The sequence below is a fragment of the Isoptericola halotolerans genome (genome assembly GCF_003003075.1).
Lineage (GTDB): Bacteria > Actinomycetota > Actinomycetes > Actinomycetales > Cellulomonadaceae > Isoptericola > Isoptericola halotolerans_A.
In genome coordinates, this window is record NZ_PVTX01000001.1 from 680,458 (window position 1) to 701,270 (window position 20,813).

Here is a 20,813-nt window from a genome sequence, read left to right on the forward strand (position 1 = left end):
ATGATGCAGACTCTTTCGCTCGCGCCCTGGTTGGTCGCCACGCCGCTCGTCGGAGCGGCGCTGCTGCTCCTGGTCGGCCGGCTCAGCGACCGCTGGGGGCACTGGCTCGGCGTGCTGGCCTCGACGGCGACGTTCGTGATCGGCCTCGTGATCCTGCTCGACATGCTCGGCGTGGCCGCCGAGGACCGGGTGGGCGTCCACACCACGGCGAGCTGGATCGACGTCGGCCCGCTGCAGGTGGACCTCGGGTTCCAGGTGGACCCGCTGTCGATGACGTTCGTCATGCTGATCACCTTCGTCGGCTCGCTGATCCACCTGTACTCCGTGGCGTACATGTCCCACGACCGCGACCGCCGCCGGTTCTTCGCGTACCTCAACCTGTTCGTGGCCGCGATGCTGCTGCTCGTGCTCGCGGACTCCTACCTGCTGCTGTTCGTCGGCTGGGAGGGCGTGGGCCTGGCCTCGTTCCTGCTCATCGGGTTCTGGGACCACCACCTGCCCAACGCGGTGGCGGGCAAGAAGGCGTTCGTCATGAACCGCGTGGGGGACATGGGCCTCATCGCGGCGATGATGCTCATGCTCGCGACGTTCGGCGGGGTGGACTTCGCCACGGTGCTCGGCTCGGCCGACGCGGCGGACCAGGGCACGACGACGGCGATCGGCCTGCTGCTCCTGCTGGCGGCCTGCGGCAAGTCGGCCCAGCTGCCGCTGCAGGCGTGGCTCGGGGACGCGATGGCCGGCCCGACGCCGGTCTCCGCCCTCATCCACGCCGCCACGATGGTGACCGCGGGCGTCTATCTCCTGGTCCGCTCGGGACCGCTGCTGGAGGCGGCGCCGGACGCCCAGCTCGTCATCGCGGTCGTGGGTGCTCTGACCCTGCTGTTCGGCGCGATCGTCGGCTGCGCCAAGGACGACATCAAGAAGGCGCTGGCCGCCTCGACGATGTCCCAGATCGGCTACATGATGCTCGCCGCGGGCCTCGGCCCCGTCGGGTACGCGTTCGCGATCTTCCACCTGCTGACGCACGGCTTCTTCAAGGCGGGCCTGTTCCTCGGGGCGGGCTCGGTCATGCACGCGATGGACGACGACGTGAACATGCGCCGGTTCGGCGGCCTGGCCCGGCTGCTGCCGGTCACCGCGATCACGATGGGCCTCGGCTGGCTGGCGATCCTCGGCGTCCCGCCGTTCTCCGGCTTCTACTCCAAGGACAAGATCATCGAGGTCGCGTTCGTGGGCGAGGGCTGGCGGCCGTGGGTGTTCGGGACGGTCGCCCTGGTGGGCGCCGGGATCACCGCCTACTACATGTCGCGGCTGTTCTTCATGACGTTCATGGGCCGACGGCGGTGGGCCACCGAGCTCGCGGGCGGTGCGGGGCGCGACGGTGCGGACGGCGACGAGGCCCCCGTGCGGCACCCGCACGAGTCCCCGTGGCTCATGACGCTGCCGATGATCGTGCTCGCGATCGGGTCGGTCGGGCTCGGCTTCGTGCTGAACGCCGGCGACCGGTTCGTGCACTGGCTCGAGCCGGTGACGGGGCACGCCGAGCACCACGAGCCGGTCCTGCCGATCTGGCTGATCGTGACCCTGACGCTCGTCCTCGTGGTCCTCGGCGCGGCCCTCGCGTTCGTGCAGTACGCCGTGCGGCGGGTGCCGACGACGCCGCCACCGGCCCCGGCGCTGGTGCGTGCGGCTCGGGTGGACCTGCACCAGGACGACGTCAACGAAGGGCTCGTGATGCTGCCGGGCAGGGTGCTGACGCGGTCGCTGGTCTTCGCGGACCGCACGGCGGTCGACGCCGGGTGGCTGGGTCTGGCCGGGGGCGTGGGACGCCTGGGCGGGCGGCTGCGAAGCATGCAGTCCGGGTACGTCCGGCAGTACGCCGCGATGACCCTGGGTGGTCTGGGCGTGATCGTGCTCGTGATCTGGCTGGTCTCCGGCCAGGGGGCGAGCTGAGGCGTGGAAGGGATGATGATGTCCGGCTTTCCCTGGGTGACTGCCCTCGTGGTGTGGCCGCTGGTCGCGGCGGCGGCGACGGTGCTGACCGGCGTGGGGCGCGGGCGCCCGGCGTCGGGTGCCGCGAGCGGAGGTGGCGCGTTCAGCGCCGGCACGGCCCGCACGGTGGCCCTGGTGGGCGCGCTGGTCGAGGTGGCGCTGCTGGTGGGGGCGTTCCTCGCCTTCGACACCTCGGCGGCGGGCACCCACCAGCTGACCGAGACGTACGCGTGGATCCCGGCGCTGGGGGCGAGCTACGCCGTCGGCGTCGACGGGGTGTCCCTGCTGCTCGTGGCGCTCAGCGTGGGGCTCGTGCCGCTGGTGATCCTCGCCGCCTGGCACGAGCAGGGCGGGGACCACGTCCGGCTGCGGCGCTACCTCGCCACGGTGCTGGTGCTGCTGTCCTTCATGGTCGTGGTGTTCACGGCGCGTGACGTGTTCCTGTTCTACGTGGTCTTCGAGGCCATGCTGATCCCGGCGTACTTCCTCGTGGGCGGGTTCGGGCAGGGGGCGCAGCGCCGGTACGCGGCGGTGAAGTTCCTGCTGTTCTCGCTCGCGGGCGGGCTCGTGATGCTGGCCGCCGTGGTCGCGCTGTACCTCCAGGTGCCGGTCGACCCGGCCACGGGGCTGCGCCCCGAGGACGCGTTCCTCACGGACAACCTCACCGGTCTGGCGCTCGACCCGACCGCCGAGCGGCTCATGTTCTGCGCCTTCTTCCTGGCGTTCGCGATCAAGGCGCCGATGTTCCCCGTGCACACCTGGCTGCCGGACGTGACGCAGAACGCCACCCCGGGCACCTCGACGCTGCTCATCTGCGTGCTCGACAAGGTGGGCACCTTCGGGATGCTGACGCTCTGCCTGCCGATCTTCCCGGCGGCGAGCCGGTGGGCGGCACCGGCGATCATCGTGCTCGCCGTGATCTCGATCCTGTACGGCGCGATCCTCGCTATCGGCCAGACCGACGTGCTGCGGCTGATCGGCTACACCTCGGTGTCGCACTTCGGGTTCATCATCCTGGGGATCTTCACCTTCACGTCGCTCGGGATCGCGGGCTCGAGCTTCATGATGCTCAACCACGGCATCTCCACCGGCGCGCTGTTCCTCCTGGCCGGTTTCGCGATCGCCCGGCACCCGCGGCGCAGCCAGCAGATCGCCGACTACGGCGGGATGCGCAAGGTCGCACCCGTGCTGGGCGGGACGTTCCTCGTGGCAGGCCTCTCGGCGCTCGCCCTGCCGGGGCTGGCCACGTTCGTCTCGGAGATCATGGTCTTCCTCGGCGCGTTCGCCCGGTGGCCCGTCCCGGTGCTGGTGGCCGTCCCTGCCGTCGTGCTCGCCGCCGTCTACGTGCTGCTGACCTACCAGCGCATGTTCACCGGCGAGGTGGGTGCCGACGTCGTCGGGGCGAAGGACCTGGACGTCCGCGAGAAGACGGTCGCCGGTGTGCTGGTGGCCGCGCTGGTGGTGCTGGGGCTGATGCCCGGACCGGCGCTGGACTACGTGCGCGAGCCCGCGGGCGTCTCCGTGGAGCACGTGGGTGAGACCGATCCCGAGCCCGTGCTCGGGGCCCTCGAGGGGAGCGACCAGTGATCGAGTTCGAGGCACCTGTCATCGACTGGGCCGTCCTGACCCCCGTCCTCGTGGTGCTGGCCGCCGGCGTGGTCGGCGTGCTGATCGAGGCGTTCGTGCCCGACCGGGGCCGCCGCACCACGCAGATCGTGCTCACGCTGGCGGCGCTCACCGGCTCGCTCGTGTCGGTGGTGCTGCTGTGGGACCGCGTGACCACCGAGGGGTACGCGTTCGTCGTCGACGGCACGTTCCTGCTGACCCCGTTCACGCTGGGCATCCAGGCCGTGGTGGCCGTGCTCGCCGTGCTCGGCGTGCTGGTGATCGCCGACCGGACGCGCACCGGCCAGGACGCGTTCGCCCCCACGGCCGCGGCCGTGCCCGGCACCACCTACGAGGACGCCGCGCGGGAGGCCGGGCTGCAGCAGACGGAGATCTACCCGCTGGTGCTCTTCGCCACCGGTGGCATGCTGCTCTTCCCCGCCACGGACAACCTCATCGTGCTGTTCATCGCCCTCGAGGTGCTGTCCCTGCCGCTGTACGTGCTGTGCGCCACGGCCCGCCGCCGCCGGCTGCTGAGCCAGGAGGCGGCGTTCAAGTACTTCCTGCTCGGGTCGTTCGCGAGCGCGATCATGCTGTTCGGCATCGCGCTGGTCTACGGGTTCGCGGGCACGGTGAGCCTCGAGGGTGCGCTCTTCGTGCTGGTGCACCCCGAGAGCCAGGTGCTCGAGATGATGCCGTCCCTGGTGATCGCCGGGGTGCTCCTCATCACGGTGGGTCTGCTGTTCAAGATCGGGGCGGCCCCGTTCCACACGTGGACGCCGGACGTCTACCAGGGTGCGCCCACCCCGATCACCGGCTTCATGGCGGCCTGCGTCAAGGCGGCCGCCGTCGGCGCGCTGGTGCGGGTGGTCTTCACCCTGGCGGCCGGGCTGGACGAGCCCCTGCGACGCGACCTCGAGGTCGGGCTGTGGGCCGTGGCGATCCTCACGATGCTGATCGGCACCGTCGCCGGCGCCGTCCAGACCGACGTCAAGCGGATGCTCGCGTACTCGTCGATCGCGCACGCCGGGTTCCTCGCGGTCGCGTTCGTGGGCTTCTCCGAGACCGGCGCCGGCGCGGTGCTCTTCTACGTCCTCGCCTACGGGCTGGCCACGCTCGGAGCCTTCGCGGTGGCGACCCTCGTGCGCGAGCAGGACGCCGACGGCGTGGTCCTCGGGGAGGCGACCCACCTGTCGCAGTGGGCCGGGCTCGCCCGTCGCTCGCCGTGGCTCGCGGCCGCGTTCTCGCTGTTCCTGCTGTCGATGGCCGGCATCCCGCTCACGGCGGGGTTCATCGCGAAGTTCGGCGTGTTCTCGGCGGCCGTGGCGGCCGGCGCCTGGCCGCTGGCCGTGCTCGGCGTGCTCGCCTCGGCCGTCGCGGTGTTCTTCTACGTGCGGCTCATCGTGCTCATGGTGCTCACGCCTCCCACCGAGGAGTCCGAGCACCCGGAGCACGTCGAGGACGGCGCCGAACCTGCTGCCGCCGGGACATCGCGGGCCGACGACGCCGCGCCGGCCGACGACGCCGCGCCGGCCGACGACGCCGCGCCGGCGACGGGCACGCTCACCGCCGCGCGGGCCACCCTCGCCCGGGCCTCCGTGGTGGTGGTCGCCTCCCGCGGGCCGGCGACGGTGGCGATCGTGCTGTGCGCGGTCGGGGTCGTGCTGCTCGGGGTCGTGCCGCAGGTCGCCCTCGACTGGGCGGCTCAGGCGGCGACGTTCCGCCCGCTGCAGCCGTGACTCCCGGTTCGCTGCGGGCCGGTCCGGCCAGATAGGTTCGGACCGTGACCCGTGCTTCTGATGCCTCGGCCGGCGCTTCTGCCACGCTGCCGACCGCCATCCCCGTGAGCGACCCCGAGCTGGCCGACCGGCTCGCGGGTCGGCTCGCACGGGTCGATGCCGTCCTGGCCGAGGCGGTGGCCTCCACGGACCGGCTGGCCGACGACGCGTCGCGGCACCTCATCGCGGCCGGCGGCAAGCGGTTCCGCCCGCTCCTCACGCTGCTCGCCGGCGAGCTGGGCGACGGCGAGGACCCGCGCCTCGTCGACGCGGCCGTCGTCGTCGAGCTGACGCAGGTCGCCTCGCTGTACCACGACGACGTGATGGACTCCGCCCCCGTGCGACGGGGGGCTCCGGCGGCACACACCGTGTGGGGCAACTCGATCGCGATCCTCGTCGGGGACCTGCTGTTCGCCCGTGCGTCGGCGCTCGTCGCCGGGCTCGGGCCGGAGGCCGTGGTGCTGCAGTCGCACACCTTCGAGCGGATGTGCCTCGGCCAGCTCCACGAGACCACCGGGCCGGCCGCCGGGGACGACCCCGTCGACCACTACCTGCAGGTGCTCAGCGACAAGACGGCGTCGTTGCTCGCCACGTCGGCGCGCCTGGGCGCGATGTTCGGGGGATGCCCCGACGAGATCGTCGAGGCGGTCACCGGGTACGGCGAGAAGGTGGGCACCGCCTTCCAGCTCGCGGACGACGTGCTGGACATCGCCTCCTCGGGGACCGAGTCCGGCAAGACGCCCGGGACCGACCTGCGCGAGCACGTGCCCACCATGCCCGTGCTGCTGCTGCGCCGCCGCGTCGAGCGCGGGGAGGCCTCGCCGTCGGACACCGCGCTGCTGGCCCGCCTCGACGGGGACCTGTCCGACGACGCGGCGCTGGCCGCCGTCGTGGCGGACCTGCGCGAGCACAGCGTGCTCGCCGAGACGCGCGAGCTCGCGGTGCGGTGGGCGCGGGAGGCGGCCGCCGAGCTGGCGCCGCTGCCCGACGGACCGGTGAAGCAGGCGTTCGGCGACCTGGCGACCGCACTGGCCGACCGGGCCGCCTGACCCACCGGCGCGGACGCGAGGACGTGCCCCTCGCGCCCGCGCCGTCCCCGGCCGACGGGTCACGTGCGGTCGGGAGCGGGTCCGGGCGTCACGACACCGTGATGCCCGTCGTGTAAGCACCCGAGCCCGAGTAGGCGTGGACCACGACGCGGTAGTAGCCCGACGACGCCGAGTACGTCAGCGAGTCCAGGCTCGACGTCGTGCTGCCCTGCGCCACGGTGGACCAGCTGCTCCCGGTCCAGCGCTGCAGGTAGACGTCGAAGTCGCCGCTCGAGGGACCCTCGACGCACGCGGCGATCTGTGCCGAGCCGCTCTGGTTCCAGTAGCTGCCGTCCGGGTGCACGGCCTGGCCGCCCTGGCTCAGCGAGCCGTCGCTCGAGTAGGAGGTTCCGGTGCAGGACGGGTCCTCGCCGCCGCCCTCGCCACCGCCGTTGGTCACGAGGGTCAGGTCGTACCGGTTGAGGATGGGGTTGACCGGCTGGAAGAAGGTCGTGCCGCCGGAGCTGCAGTTGCCGGACCCCCCGGAGGTGACGCCCTGCGCCTGGTCGCCGGCGAGCAGGGAGCCGCCCGAGTCGCCGGGCTCGGCGCAGACCGTGGTGCGGATCAGCCCGTTCACGCTGCCCTGCGGGTACGTCACGGTCGCGTTGTAGGCCTGGATGGTGCCGCAGTGCCAGCCGGTGGTGGACCCGGAGCGGCACACCTGCGAGCCGACCGGGGCCTGGGCGGAGCCGGCGACCGCGACGACGCCACCGGCGTAGTCGTTCACCGCGCCGACGGGCGTGTTCCCGGCCGCGGTGCGCACGTGCGCCATGTCGCTGCCGGGGAAGACCGACCCGGCGAACGTGCCGCTCGGCTGGGACGTCGTCGCCCCCGTGGAGCCGCAGTGCCCGGCCGTGACGAACCCGGTGGTGACGGCGAAGCCGACGGAGCACCGTGACCCGCCGCCGATGTAGTAGGCGTTGCCGCCGACGACGTCCTGGTAGGTCCGCGGCTCCTCGGTGGTGCGCTCGAAGGTGACCGCCCGCTGGGGGACCCCGGCCGCCCTCGCCGCCTGGCGGGCCTCGCCGCGGGACCCGCGGTGCACCTGGACGACGATCGTGTTCTCCGCGAGGTCGACGTAGGTGCCGGACACGCCGTCGACGTCGGACAGCGGGGCGGTCAGGGACGACTGCCACTGCTCGAGGTCCTCCAGCGAGTACCGCGCGGTGACCGCTCGGGCGCCGGCCCGGCGGACCGTCGGGACCTGGGACGTGTCGGTGACGGCCGCGTAGACGACGTCGTCCTCGGCGTCGATCCACATTCCCGCGAAGTCGTCGCCGAGGGCGGCGTCGAGCTCGTCGAGCGTGTCCGAGGCGTCGGCCTGGAAGTCCAGGCGCTCGACGGCGCGGTCCTCGGTCACGTCGAGGTCGTCCTGCATGGCCTCGAGCAGCTCGACGGGGTACTTCTCCGCCAGGTCCGCCTCGCCGAGCGGTTCCTCGGCGTCGGGGGTCGGGCTCGCGGCCTGGGCGGTGAACGCCGTGGCCGCGAGGGTGAGCGTCGCCGTGGTGGTGGCGAGCGTCCTGAAGGTCGTTCGTCTCATGGAGCTTCCTTCCGTCAGGTGCCGGGCGGAGTACCCGGCAGTCCCACGGTATGCTCCGTACTCAGCATCTGCCCAGATGACATTCAGGTCATACCAAGGCAGTATCCAGAGACGTCATGGTAGCCCCGAGCATCGGTCGGGGTCCGGTCCAGCCTCGCCGCTGCGGGCGGTTTCCGCCCGTCGAACGGTGGGGTCGTCGAACGGTCAGGCGGCAGCGAGCCGAGCTGCCGTGAGCGCCAGCGCCGTCCCCGCCAGCATGCAGGGGCCGAACGCGATGGCCGTCCGGCGGGTCGCCCGCCGGGCGCCGATGAGCACCAGGGCGGCCACGCCCCCGAGCAGGAACGGCAGCACCGCCGCGGCCCACAGCACGGGCCACCCGTACCAGCCGCTCACCAGGCCGAGGAGCACTGCGAGCTTGACGTCCCCGAGGCCGAGCCCGGACGGGCTGGCCAGGTGCAGCAGCAGGTAACCCCCGCCGAGGCAGAGGGCGCCGGCCAGGGCCCGCATCCCGGCGTCCCCGGCGTCCCCGGCCAGCGCGGCACCCGCGAGGAGGAGACCGACGACGGCGGTGGTCGGGTAGGTGACGGCGTCCGGCAGGCGGTGGGTCGCCGCGTCCACGACGCCGAGCGCGACGCCCGCGACCGCTGCCACGGCGAGCGCCGGCGTCGACCAGCCGGGACCGCTCGCCCAGACCGCCCACACCACGGCGAGCACGCCGCCGACGGCGATGCGACGCCGGAACGGCGCCACCTCGAGCGCGGCACGTTCGGCGAGGGTCGGCACGCGAGGATCGTAGGGGAGCCGGGGCGGGCGCCGGGCGGGCCGTCCACAGGTCTGCTCCCGGCGGGAACGCCGCTGCGGTAGTGTCCGTGCCCGTCCTGCCGTCGACGGAGAGGCCCTGACTCGTGAACGCCCGGAACAAGCGCGTCACCTACGTCACCGTCCTGCTGGTGATCGCCGTCGTGTCGGCGCTGCGGCTCGTCCTGGACCTGCGCAGCGGCGACACCGAGGCCGCCACCGTGTGGATCGCGCTGCTCGTCGTCCTGGCCATCGTCGCCGTGACGCTGCTGGTGGTGGTCCGCCGCGTCACCGCGTGCGCCCGCCAGGCCGCGCGGCACCGTCCGGGCAGCCTCGTGGTGCCGGGCTTCACCACAGCGGAGATGCCGGACATCGCGCGCCACCAGGGTGCGACGGCGCGCGGGTGGATGACCATGGGCGGCAGCCCCGTCGCCGTGGTCGTCACCCCGACCGAGCTCGAGGTGTGGGGGCGCCGGGACGACGCACCCCGCTGGGTGGTCCAGCGCACGCCCGACGGCGTCACCGACGGTCCCGCCGTCTACGGCGGGCGCGAGGTCCCCGCGGTGTGGGCGCACGACGGCCTGGCGGCCGTCGTGTTCGTCCCCGCCTACCGGCCGCTGCGTGCGACGGCCGGGACCGTGGGCACGGACATCAGCCGTGCCGTCGCGGAGCTGAGCGGGACGGCCTCGGCGGCCGGGGCGCGCTGAGGGTCGCTGCTCAGCCGGTCACCGCAGCGCCCGCGACGACGATCTGCACCACGCACAGGGCGGCGACGGCCATGCTGAGCAGGAACGGCGCCCGGCTGCGCGGTCGCAGCAGCCCCAGTGCGCCGGCGGCCACGGCGAGCAGGCCTGCGACCGCGGTGAGCCCGACGGTCGCGGCCGAGGGCCCGCCCGGCGGGCCGGCCATCGTCACCAGGCAGCCCGCGGCGAGCACGAGCGGCGCGACCACGCTGGCACCGCGTCGTCCCAGCCGGTGCGGCAGGCCGTGGACCCCGGTGGCGCGGTCGTCCTCGAGGTCGGGCAGGACGTTGGCGACGTGCGCACCCACACCGAGCAGGGCACCGGCGAGCACCATCCACCCGGGCGCGCTCCGCCCGTCGCCGGCCGCCGCCACGACGAACACGGGCAGCAGGCCGAACGCGACGGCGTAGGGCAGCCACGAGAGGGCCGTCCGCTTGAACCACAGGTTGTAGGTCCACCCGCCGAGGAGGACGCCGAGGTTCGCCAGCCCGGCGCCCGCCCCGGCGGCGAAGCCCAGCACCACGCTCACGGCCGCGGCGACGAACGCGCCCGTGCGTAGCGTGGCCGCGGTGACGGCTCCGCGCACGGTCGGCTTGTCGAGGCGACCGACCTGGCGGTCGCGGGCGGCGTCGAGCCAGTCGTTGCTCCAGCCGATGGAGAGCTGACCGGCCCCGACGGTCACCGTGACCAGCAACGCCCGCCCCACCTCCGGCTCGACGCGCAGCGCCAGTGCCAGGGCGAACAGCGTGACCATCGCGGCCGGGGCGGGGTGCGTGGCAGCGAGCATCCCGCGCGCGAGCTTCCCGGCGTCGGACATGACGCGAACCTAGTGCCGCTCGCACCTGGGCACGACCCGAGGCCGGGTGGCAGCATGAGGGCGTCCCTCGACGTCGACCGACCGGAGCCCGCCATGGAGTCGCTGTCCCTGTCCGCCCTGACCGACGAGCTCATGACGACGGCACGGCAGACGAACGGGCGCGCCGCCCGCACCGTCCGCGGCGGCCACGACCACGCGCTCCGCCAGGTGGTGTCGGTCCTGACCGCCGGCCACGACATGAACGAGCACGACTCCCCGGACGAGGCCACGGTGCAGGTCCTGCGCGGCCGCGTGCGGCTGGTCGCCGGGGACGAGTCGTGGGAGGGGACGCCCGGGGACTTCGTCGTCGTGCCGCCGGTACGGCACCGGGTGGAGGCGCTCGAGGACTCGTCGATCCTGCTCACCGCGCTGGCGGCGGGTGCCGTCGGGGACTGAGTCCGGGCCGTCCCCCGCGCGTCGGGGCGTCAGCGGTGCCACGATGCCTGCATGTCCCGTGTGCTGGCCGTCGCCCCCGCGCTTCCCCCGCACGTCTACCCGCAGCAGCAGATCTCCGAGGCGATCGTGCCGCTGCTCGCTCCCGAGGGCGGCCGCCGGAGGCTGGCGCACCGGGTGCACGCCGCCTCGGGCGTGGACACGCGCCACCTGGCGCTGCCGATCGACGAGTACGCGGACCTCACGTCGTTCGGCGACGCCAACGCCCACTTCGTGCGGGTCGGCACCGACCTGGCGGAGCAGGCGGGCCGGGAGGCACTCGCGGCCGCAGGGGTTCGCCCCGACGAGGTCGACCTGGTCTTCTTCACGTCGGTGACGGGGCTCGGCGCACCGTCGATCGACGCGGCCCTGGTGCACCGCCTGGGGTTGCGCCCCGACGTCCGGCGCGTGCCGTCCTTCGGCCTGGGGTGCGCCGGCGGGGCGGCCGGGCTGGCCCACCTGCACGAGTACCTGGCCGGGCACCCGCGGCAGGTCGCCCTCCTGGTCTCCGTCGAGCTGTGCTCGCTGACCTTCCAGCGCGACGACACCTCGACGGCGAACCTCGTCTCGTCGGGCCTGTTCGGCGACGGGGCGACGGCCGTCGTCGTCGGCGGCGACGCCGTCCGCCACGGGACCGGGCCGACGGCCCAGGTGATGGGCAGCCGCAGCCACCTCTACCCCGGCACGGCGGGCGCGCTGGGGTGGGACGTGCGCGACACCGGGTTCGGCATCGTGCTCTCGCCGGAGCTGCCGGAGCTGCTGCGCGCCCACCTGGCGGGGGACGTCAAGGACCTCCTCGCCCCGCACGACCTCACGGCGGACGACGTCGGCACGTGGGTCGTGCACGCCGGGGGCCCGAAGGTGGTGGACGCGGTCCGTGACGCCCTCGCGCTGTCCGAGAGCGACGTCGCGCGCAGCCGGGCGACGCTCGCCGCCGAGGGGAACCTGTCGTCGTCGTCCGTGCTGCACGTCCTCGCCGCGACGCTGGACGACGGCGCGCCCCGGCCGGGGGAGTGGGCCGTCCTCATGGCCTTCGGCCCGGGGGTCGCCGCCGAGCTGGTGCTGCTGAGCGGGCAGGAGCCGGCATGAGCGTCCTGCTGTACGCGGCCCTGGTGCTGGCCACGGGGTTCGAGCGCCTGGCCGAGCTCGTCGTCTCCGCCCGCCACGCCCGCTGGTCCTTCGCGCGCGGCGGCGTCGAGTCCGGGCGCGGGCACTTCGGTCCGATGGTCCTGCTGCACACGGGGCTCCTCGTGGCGTGCGTCGTCGAGGTCGTCGCGCTGGACAGGCCGTTCCTGCCGTGGCTGGGCTGGCCGATGCTCGTCCTGGTCCTGGCGAGCCAGGGGCTGCGCTGGTGGTGCATCGGCACGCTCGGCCCGCAGTGGAACACCCGGGTCATCGTCGTGCCGGGGCTCTCCCTCGTGCGCCGCGGCCCCTACCGGTGGATCCCGCACCCGAACTACGTCGCGGTGGTCCTCGAGGGGATCGCGCTGCCGCTGGTCCACTCGGCGTGGATCACCGCCGTCGGCTTCACCGTGCTGAACGCCTGGCTGCTCCTCGGGTTCCGGATCCCCGCCGAGGAGCGGGCGCTGGAGGCCGCGGTGGAACCGGCGCAGGACCCGGGCCGGCGGTGAGTCCCGACGTCGACGTCCTGGTCGTCGGCGGCGGACCGGTCGGCCTCGCCGCCGCGATCGAGGCGCGCCGCGCCGGGCTGGACGTCGTCGTCCTGGAGCCCCGCCCCGCGCCGGTCGACAAGGCGTGCGGCGAGGGGCTCATGCCGGGCACGCTCGCCGCGGCGCGGCGGCTGGGCGTCGACCCGCCGGGGCGCGACCTGCGGGGGATCTCCTACCGGCAGGACGGGCGGGTGGCCGACCACCTCTTCCGGTCCGGCCCCGGCCGGGGCGTCCGCCGGACGACCCTGCACGCGGCGCTGCAGACGGCGGCGCTCGCGGCGGGTGCCGCCGTCGTGCCGGGCCGGGTCACATCGGTGACCCAGGACGACGACGGCGTCACGGCGGGCGGCGTGCGCGCCGCGTGGCTGCTGGCGTGCGACGGCCTGCACTCGCGGGTGCGCCGCGAGGTCGGGCTGGAGCAGGCCGCGCGGGGCGGCGCACCCGCGCGACCGGGCGTGCCGGGCCGTCGCTTCGGCCTGCGCCGGCACTACCGGGTGGCGCCGTGGTCGGACCTGGTGGAGGTCCACTGGGGACCGCGCGCCGAGGCGTACGTGACGCCCGTGGCGGACGGCCTGGTGGGTGTCGCCCTGCTCGGCCCGCCGGGGGCGGACTTCGACGTCGAGCTCGCGACGATCCCCGAGCTCGCCACGCGCCTCGCCGGGGCGGTGCCGGACGGTCCCGTGCGCGGCGCCGGTCCGCTGCGCGTGCGCACCACGGCGCGCACGGCCGGGCGCGTACGCCTGGTCGGTGACGCGTCGGGGTACGTCGACGCGCTGACGGGCGAGGGTCTGCGCGTCGGGTTCGCCCAGGCGCGGGCCGCCGTCGTCCACCTGGACGACGCGCCCGGGTACGAACGGGCGTGGCGGCGGGCCACGCGGGACTACCGGCTGCTGACGTCGGGCCTGGTGGGGGCCGCGGCGTCGCCGCTGCGTCGGGGCGTGGTGCCGGCGGCCCGGCGGCTGCCGGGGGTCTACGGGGCGGTCGTGGAGCGGCTCGCGCGATAGCGTCCGGGACCTGGATGGGGACAACTACCCATCCCCAGTCCGCGAGATGCGTTGCCCCGGGCGGGTGTCACCTGGCTATTCTGTGCAGGCGATGCCTGTAGAGCGCCGGGACCTGCTCAGGATCTCCGCTCGGTCATCACGAACCAGGGGGAATCTTGAGTCTGCTCACGCGCCTGCGCGGCGACCGACGGACGAGCATCTCGACGGCGGTGGTCGTCGTGCTGTCCGGGGGCGTCGCGGCCGCTGCGTTCCTCTACGACGGCGAGGCGACCGCCGACGTCGACCTCGACGACTCCGGCGTGTGGGTGACGAAGCAGTCGGCCGGGCTCGTGGGCCGGTTCAACACCGAGGCGCAGGCGATCGACGGCACCCTCCTCGCGGGCAGCGCGGACTTCGACGTCGACCAGCAGGCGGGCGACGTCCTCGTCCCGGACGAGGGCAACAGCGCCGCGAGCGTCGTGGACGTCGCCCGGCTCAAGTACCACTCCACCACCGCCGTCCCGGCCGGCGCCGGCGTCGCCTCGGGCGGTGGCCGCGTGGCGGTGACCGACGGCGAGTCGGGCGACCTGTGGGTCACGGCCTTCGACCGGCTGGCCACGCTGGACCTGGAGGAGGCCGACCCCACGGTGGAGCTGGGCGGGCCCGCCGAGGTGGCGGTCGCCCAGGACGGCACCGTGCTCGCGGCGGTCCCGACGACCGACCGGCTGTGGACCCTGGCGCCCGGCGAGGAACCCACCAGCATCGAGCTGGAGCTCCTCGAGGAGTCGCACGACGTCGTCCTGACGGCGGTGGGCGACGACGTCGTCGTCCTCGACCGGACGTCCGGCGCGTTGCGGCTCCCCGGCGGCGACGTCGTCACGGTGGCGGACGCGCAGGGAGCCCGCCTGCAGCAGCCGGGCGCGGCGGCGGAGTCGGTGGCCTACGCGACGTCGACCGGCCTGGTGCAGCAGCCGCTGGACGGTGGCCCGGCGACCGAGCGGCGCGCCTCCGGCGTCCCGGCCGCCCCGGTGCAGCTCGACGGCTGCCTGTACGGGGCGTGGTCGGCCAGCGGTCAGATCGTGCGGGACTGCCCGGGTACGGACCGCGACCTGGACCGCGTGCTCGAGGGCATCGACCCGCAGACGCAGCTCGAGTACCGGGTCAACCGGAACAACGTGGTGCTGAACGACCTGTCGGCCGGCACCGTCTGGATGGCTCTCGACGAGTACGAGAAGGTCGACGACTGGGACGTCCAGCGCCCCGACGAGGGGGACGGCGAGGACGTCAACGCCGACGACGACACCCCGGAGCTGGTCGACAACACGATCGTCGACCGCGAGCGCCAGGACCCGCCGGAGGCGAACGACGACTCGTTCGGCGTGCGGCCCGGCCGGGCGACCGTCCTGGACGTGCTGTCCAACGACCTCGACCCCGACGGCGACGTCATCACCGCCGCCCTGGAGGGCGACCAGCCGGACGGCCTGGAGATCCAGGAGGTGCTGGGGGGCAAGGCGCTGCAGGCGGTGGTCCCCGACGACGCGACCGGCCAGGTCTCCTTCGAGTACACCGTCAGCGACGGACGCGGGGGCACGGACACCGCGACCGTGCGGGTCCGCGTGGTGCCCGACGACGAGAACGCGGCACCGGAGCAGACCGGGGAACCGGTGCTGCGCGTGCAGCAGGGCAAGTCCGCCCAGATCCGGGTGCTGCCGTACTTCCGCGACGCCGACGGCGACGACGTCTACCTGGCCACGGCGTCGTCCACGGTCAAGGGCGACGAGGTGCGCGCCTACCCGGACGGTCTGGTGGAGTTCCAGGACGACGGTTCGGCGACCGGGCGCAAGAAGGTCAACCTCACGGTCGGTGACGGCCGCGGCGAGGTCGTCGAGGGCACCCTGTGGGTGGACGTGCTCGGCGAGTCCCAGGAGCCGCCCGTGGCGGTGGGCGACCACGTCGTGGTGTCGGCCGGGGAGCCCGTGACCATCGAGCCCCTGAAGAACGACTCCGACCCGAACGGCGACGCGCTGCGGCTCGCGTCCGTGAGCGAGGCGGCGCCCGCCGAGATCACCCCCAACTACGACGCCGGCACGTTCACCTTCCTGGCCAACGAGCCGAAGTCCTACGACGTGCTCTACCAGGTCAGCGACGGTCCCGGCTCGACCACGGGCGTGGTGCGCGTGGACGTGCAGGACCCGGACGAGGCAGGTGGCCCGCCCGTCGTCGTGGCGGACACGGCCCTGCTGCCCGCCGGCGGCTCCACGCTGGTGGACGTCCTGGCGAACGACTCCGACCCGGCCGGCCGCGTGCTCGTGGTGCAGTCCGTCGACGTGCCGGACGACGCCGGCGTGACCGTCGCCGTGCTGGGGCACCAGATGCTGCGGGTGACCGAGTCGCGGCGCATCTCCGACGCCGTCACCCTGCGGTACACGGTCTCCAACGGCGAGGAGACGGCGACGGGTCAGGTGCGCATCCTGCCCATCCCGGCGCCCGACCGGCTCCAGCCGCCGCACGCGGCGCCCGACGAGGTCACCGTGCACACGGGCGACTACGTCAACATCCCGGTGCTGGCCAACGACACCCATCCCGACGGTCTCGAGCTGATCCTCGACGACGAGCTGGAGCAGACCGTCGAGCCCGGCCAGGGCGAGATCTTCGCCTCGGAGGGCCGGCTGCGCTTCCGTGCCGGCGCCGAGGCCGGCACGGCGTACGCGATCTACCGGGTCCAGGACCCGAACGGGCAGGAGGACTCCGCCCAGGTCACGATCCACATCCGCGACGGCGAGGAGAACACGGCGCCGGTGCCGCGGGACGTCGAGGCGCGCGTGCTGTCCGGGGGCACGGTCCGGGTCGAGGTGCCGCTCGACGGCATCGACCCCGACGGCGACTCCGTGCGGCTGCTCAACGTCGTCAAGCCGCCCACCCGCGGCATCGCCGAGATCGTCGACGGCCGGTACATCGACTTCCGGGCCACCGACGGCGTCAGCGGCCAGGACACCCTGACGTACGCGGTGCAGGACTCGCGCGGCGAGACGGCGACCGGCACCGTCCGCATCGGCATCTCGCTGCCCGGCGCCAAGAACCACCCGCCGGTCGCCGCCGACGACGTGATGACCGTGCGTCCCGACCGGCAGGTCGCCGTGCCCGCGCTGCGCAACGACTCCGACCCGGACGGCGACCAGATCGGGCTCGTGCCCGGCGGGATCGAGGCCGAGGCCCCGCTCGACCCGGAGGTCGAGCAGGACCGCATCGTGCTGCGGACCCCGCGGGACGAGGGCACCGTCAGCTTCTACTACGCGGTGGAGGACACCTGGGGCGCCCGCGCGATGGGCTCGGTGTCGGTCGAGGTGACCGAGGACGCCCCGCTGCTCGCGCCGGTCGCGCGTGACGACATCGTGCTGCCGGCCGAGGTCACGCCCGACATGACGAGCGTGACGGTCCCGGTCCTCGACAACGACGAGGACCCGGACGGTGCGGCGAGCGAGCTGACCGTGACGCTCGACGCGTCGACCGCCACCGTCGACGAGGACGGCGTGGTGGACGTGGAGCTCACCGCCGAGCGCCAGCTGCTCACCTACACCGTGACGGACCAGGACGGTCTGTCGGCCAAGGCGTTCCTGCAGGTGCCGCCGGCCTACGACGCCCTGGCGGACGACGCCGAGCAGCAGCCCGAGGGGCCCGCGCCACGGCTCAAGCCGGACTTCGTGCCGCTCGAGGTGCTGTCGGGCGAGCCGCTCGACGTCGACCTCCGAGACGCCGTCGTGGTCGCCGAGGGCGGCGCCCCCGAGATCGCGGACGCGGACAGCGCGAGCGCCGTGGCCGGCAGCGTGACCGTCAAGGACGCGCAGCACCTGACGTACACCTCGAACGAGGACTACGTGGGGCCCGCGTCGGTGAGCGTCCAGGTCACCGACGGGCTGGAGGGCGAGCCGGAGGACCGCACCGCCCTGGTCCAGGTGCCGATCACGGTGCTGCCGCCGGAGAACCTGCCGCCGGAGCCCGGCGCGCCTGCTGGTCAGGTGGCCGCGGGCGAGGAGAGCACCGTGGACCTCGGGCGGTACGCCAGCGACCCCGACGGGGACGACCTGACGTTCAGCCTGGGCAGCACGCCGGAGGGGGTCAGCGCCGTGCTGACCGGCAGCGTCGTCGCGCTGCAGGCCGATCCCGACGTGGCCAAGGGCACGTCGGTCACCGTCCCGTTCACGGTGACGGACGGCAACAACCCGTCGGTCGACGGGTCGTTGGCCGTCGACGTCGTCGCCTCCACCCGCCCGCTGGCCAAGGCCAACCCGGACACGGTGGACGGCGCGCACCAGGGTGAGCCGGTGTCCGTCGCGGTGCTCGCCAACGACACGAACCCGTTCCAGGAACGCGGGCCGCTCGAGCTCGTCGGGCAGCCGACCGTCGAGACCGGCGAGGGCGAGGCGACCGTGGACGGCGATCAGGTGGTGGTGGTGCCGAAGGACAGCTTCGTCGGCACCATGGTGATCCGCTATCGGGTGCAGGACGCCACCGAGGATCCCGACCGCGAGGTCGAGGGCAGAATTACCGTCAACGTCCTGGGCGTCCCGGAGGCCCCGGCGACGCCGACGGTGGAGGAGGTGCGCTCCGAGACGGTGGTGCTGTCCTGGACCCCGCCGCTGAACAACGGCGCCGAGATCACCGGCTACACCGTGCGATCCGACCAGGGCGACGAGTTCCAGTGCGCCACGACGACCTGCACGCTCGACGGGCTGACGAACAACGTGACCTACACCTTCCAGGTGGTGGCGACCAACGAGGTCGGTGACTCCGACCCGTCGCCCGCCTCCGCCGAGGCCCGCCCGGACGAGAAGCCGGACCCGCCCGCCGCCCCGAGCCTGGAGTTCGGTGACGAGTCGCTCACGGTGACCTGGGAGAACGCCAACTACACCGACCGTTCGCCGATCCAGTCGGTCAACCTGGAGATCTCCCCGGCACCGGCCTCGGGCCAGACGCAGAAGGTCGGCGTCACAGGCAATCGCATCGTCTGGGAGGGCCTGACCAACGGCACCGCCTACAAGGTGCGCGTGCAGGCCGTGAACCTGGCACCGGACCCGTCTGACTGGGGCGAGTACTCGACGGCGGAGATCCCGGCCGGCCCGCCAGACGCCCCGGGTGCGCCGAGCGCTTCCCGGGTGGACACCCCGCTCGGCGGACAGATCAGGGTGAGCTGGCCCGCGCCCTTCGCGAACGGTGACGCCGTGAAGACGTACCACGTCGACGTGCTCCGCGGCGGGTCGGTGGTCGACACGGTCCAGACCTCGGCGACGTCGCACGACTTCGCCGGGCTGGACACCAAGTCCAGCTACACCTTCGTGGTGACCGCCGAGAACAAGGCCGGCAAGGGCGGCAAGAGCCCGGCGTCGAACGCCGTGACGCCGTTCGGCATACCGACGGTGCCCGGCGCGCCGACGGCGAGCGTGGGCACAGGCATGAGCGGCAGGGCCGACGTCAGGTGGGGTGCCGCGGACGCCAACGGCAACGCGCTGACCTACACCGTGTCGGTCGAGGGCGGGGGCTCCCAGCAGACCACCGCGACCTCGCTGCGGTACGGGGGTCTGTCGAACGGCAGCTCGTACCGGTTCCGGGTCCGCGCGTGCAACGCCGCGGGATGCTCCGCCTGGACCGACTGGTCCAACGCGGTCAAGCCGTTCGGCCCGGTGCCGACACCGAGCGTCTCGGCGAGCGGTGGCGACCAGAAGGTGTCGTTCAGCTGGTCGACCTCGACGAACGGACGGGGGATCTCGGTCCGGGTCAGCGGCGCCGTCTCCAGCACCGCCAAGAGCGGGAGCCAGACGGTGAACGCCGGCTACTCCGACACGAAGCAGATCTGCGTGACCGCGACGGACACCGAGGGGCAGTCGGCGCAGAAGTGCGCCAGCGCCAAGTCCGACCCGAAGCCCCAGCCGAGCGTCACCATCACCAAGGGAGCGCGGGAGTACGGCGACGACCCCTACGGAAACTGCACCCACTCGTCGTGCCGGTACATCAACCTCACGATCCGCAACGCCGACCCCAACACCACGTTCACCTACGAGTGCATGGCCTCGACCGGAAAGTTCTCCACCTCCGGCACGGCGTGGCACTCCCCGGTCCAGAACACCCGGACCGACGGCTCGGGCAACGCCGGGCCGCGGGACCTCTACTGCTACTACGGCCAGCCGGGCAGCCAGGTGTGGGTCACCACACGGTGGGGCAGGAGCAACACGATCACCTGGTAGGCACCGTGTCGACGACGACGGCCGCTGCAGCGCGGCCGAGAGAACAGGAACTCCCATGAGCACCATGACCCCCGAGCAGGCCGCCTGGTTCGCCCAGACGTTCGACCGCATCGTCGGCAACGTCGCGCAGGCCGTCCTCGGCAAGGACGACCAGATCCGCCTCGCGCTGACCTGCATGCTGGCCGACGGCCACCTGCTGCTGGAGGACGCCCCGGGCACCGGCAAGACGATGCTGGCGCGCGCCATGGCGGCGAGCGTCCAGGGCACCAACCACCGGATCCAGTTCACGCCGGACCTGCTGCCCTCGGACGTCACGGGCGTGACGATCTACGACCAGAAGTCGGGCACCTTCGACTTCCACAAGGGCCCGATCTTCGCCAACATCGTCCTGGCGGACGAGATCAACCGCGCCTCGCCCAAGACGCAGTCCGCGCTGCTCGAGGTGATGGAGGAGGGGCAGGTCACCGTCGACGGCGTCGGCCACGACGTCGGCGCGCCGTTCATGGTGATCGCCACCCAGAACCCGATCGAGCAGGCGGGTACCTACCGGCTCCCCGAGGCGCAGCTCGACCGGTTCCTCATGAAGACCTCGATCGGCTACCCGGATCTGACCTCCACGGTCGAGATCCTGGCGGGCTCCGCGGTGCGCGACCGCAGCGCGGCCCTGCAGCCGGTGATCACCGGTCAGGCCGTGGTGGACATGAGCGCGCTGGCCGCGGCCGTCCACGTCGACCCCGCGGTGCTCGAGTACGTCTCGCGGCTGGCCGAGGAGTCCCGGGACGCCGCGGACGTCCACGTGGGCGTCTCGGTGCGTGGTGCCCTCGCGCTCGTGCGCTGCGTCAAGGTGTGGGCGGCGGCCCACGGGCGCAACTACGTGCTGCCCGACGACGTCAAGGACCTGCTGCGTCCGGTGTGGTGCCACCGGATCGTGCTCGACCCGGAGGCGGAGTTCGCCGGCGCGACGGCCGAGGCCGCCATCAGCCGCCTGCTGGCCGACGTCGCCGCGCCGCAGGAACGCCGGACCGCCTGACCGCCTCTCCGACGGCGCGACCCCGCTTGCGCCGGCCCCCACCGTCCCTTCTGCCGTCC

14 protein-coding genes and 1 pseudogene are annotated in these 20,813 nt (G+C 73.5%); 12 read left to right on the forward strand and 3 right to left on the reverse strand.

Features of this window, described 5'->3' with window-relative positions; all coding sequences use genetic code 11:
* Positions 1 to 3 precede the first annotated feature (3 nt).
* Genes nuoL through BCL65_RS03230 form a run of 4 tightly spaced genes read left to right on the forward strand, consistent with a single transcriptional unit; the run spans position 4 to position 6,424 of the window.
* Positions 4 to 1,953, forward strand: coding sequence for an NADH-quinone oxidoreductase subunit L (gene nuoL / locus BCL65_RS03215; protein ID WP_106265231.1), 1,950 nt, complete (start codon positions 4 to 6; stop codon positions 1,951 to 1,953).
* Positions 1,954 to 1,968: 15 nt separating this feature from the next.
* Positions 1,969 to 3,579: an NADH-quinone oxidoreductase subunit M gene (locus BCL65_RS03220; RefSeq protein WP_106265233.1), complete on the forward strand. Its 1,611-nt coding sequence runs from the start codon at positions 1,969 to 1,971 to the stop codon at positions 3,577 to 3,579.
* Complete coding sequence (gene nuoN / locus BCL65_RS03225) at positions 3,576 to 5,336, forward strand: NADH-quinone oxidoreductase subunit NuoN (RefSeq protein WP_106265029.1); 1,761 nt, start codon at positions 3,576 to 3,578, stop codon at positions 5,334 to 5,336. The genes BCL65_RS03220 and nuoN overlap by 4 nt, the downstream gene beginning before the upstream one ends.
* Positions 5,337 to 5,380: 44 nt before the next feature.
* Positions 5,381 to 6,424, forward strand: a complete 1,044-nt coding sequence (locus BCL65_RS03230; protein ID WP_106265031.1) for a polyprenyl synthetase family protein — start codon at positions 5,381 to 5,383, stop codon at positions 6,422 to 6,424.
* A gap of 88 nt (positions 6,425 to 6,512) precedes the next feature.
* Here BCL65_RS03230 and BCL65_RS03235 read toward each other — a convergent pair whose 3' ends face one another.
* Positions 6,513 to 8,003: a S1 family peptidase gene (locus tag BCL65_RS03235; protein WP_106265033.1), complete on the reverse strand. Its 1,491-nt coding sequence runs from the start codon at positions 8,001 to 8,003 to the stop codon at positions 6,513 to 6,515.
* A 204-nt stretch (positions 8,004 to 8,207) separates the two neighbouring features.
* Entirely contained in the window at positions 8,208 to 8,786 is a 579-nt protein-coding gene (locus BCL65_RS03240) for a prepilin peptidase (protein ID WP_106265035.1), read from the reverse strand.
* A 122-nt stretch (positions 8,787 to 8,908) separates the two neighbouring features.
* On the opposite strand from BCL65_RS03240, the gene BCL65_RS03245 reads away from it, so the two are divergent.
* Positions 8,909 to 9,508 (forward strand): hypothetical protein, encoded by a 600-nt coding sequence (locus tag BCL65_RS03245; RefSeq protein WP_106265036.1) that lies wholly within the window; start codon positions 8,909 to 8,911, stop codon positions 9,506 to 9,508.
* Between the two features lie 10 nt (positions 9,509 to 9,518).
* Here the strand turns inward: BCL65_RS03245 and BCL65_RS03250 are convergent, their stop codons facing one another.
* On the reverse strand, positions 9,519 to 10,361 hold the full coding sequence (locus tag BCL65_RS03250; RefSeq protein WP_106265038.1) for a UbiA family prenyltransferase: 843 nt from the start codon (positions 10,359 to 10,361) through the stop codon (positions 9,519 to 9,521).
* A 54-nt stretch (positions 10,362 to 10,415) separates the two neighbouring features.
* Here BCL65_RS03250 and BCL65_RS03255 point away from each other — a divergent pair, with 54 nt between their 5' ends.
* The 7 genes and pseudogenes from BCL65_RS03255 to BCL65_RS03280 all read left to right on the forward strand — a co-directional run bounded on the left by BCL65_RS03255 (position 10,416) and on the right by BCL65_RS03280 (position 20,754).
* A complete protein-coding gene (locus BCL65_RS03255; protein WP_243400813.1) occupies positions 10,416 to 10,796 on the forward strand; it encodes a cupin domain-containing protein in 381 nt (126 codons plus the stop codon).
* A gap of 42 nt (positions 10,797 to 10,838) precedes the next feature.
* Positions 10,839 to 11,438: pseudogene (locus tag BCL65_RS18430) on the forward strand (type III polyketide synthase); the annotation flags it as partial.
* A 48-nt stretch (positions 11,439 to 11,486) separates the two neighbouring features.
* Positions 11,487 to 11,921: a 3-oxoacyl-[acyl-carrier-protein] synthase III C-terminal domain-containing protein gene (locus tag BCL65_RS18435; protein ID WP_308701006.1), complete on the forward strand. Its 435-nt coding sequence runs from the start codon at positions 11,487 to 11,489 to the stop codon at positions 11,919 to 11,921.
* Entirely contained in the window at positions 11,918 to 12,463 is a 546-nt protein-coding gene (locus tag BCL65_RS03265) for an isoprenylcysteine carboxyl methyltransferase family protein (RefSeq protein ID WP_106265042.1), read from the forward strand. The genes BCL65_RS18435 and BCL65_RS03265 overlap by 4 nt, the downstream gene beginning before the upstream one ends.
* The gene (locus BCL65_RS03270; RefSeq protein ID WP_106265044.1) at positions 12,460 to 13,506 is read left to right on the forward strand and encodes an NAD(P)/FAD-dependent oxidoreductase; all 1,047 of its coding nucleotides are present in this window, start codon (positions 12,460 to 12,462) and stop codon (positions 13,504 to 13,506) included. Before BCL65_RS03265 ends, BCL65_RS03270 begins: the two co-directional genes overlap by 4 nt.
* A gap of 155 nt (positions 13,507 to 13,661) precedes the next feature.
* Complete coding sequence (locus BCL65_RS03275) at positions 13,662 to 19,724, forward strand: Ig-like domain-containing protein (RefSeq protein ID WP_243400814.1); 6,063 nt, start codon at positions 13,662 to 13,664, stop codon at positions 19,722 to 19,724.
* A gap of 55 nt (positions 19,725 to 19,779) precedes the next feature.
* Positions 19,780 to 20,754 (forward strand): AAA family ATPase, encoded by a 975-nt coding sequence (locus BCL65_RS03280; protein WP_106265046.1) that lies wholly within the window; start codon positions 19,780 to 19,782, stop codon positions 20,752 to 20,754.
* Positions 20,755 to 20,813 lie beyond the last annotated feature (59 nt).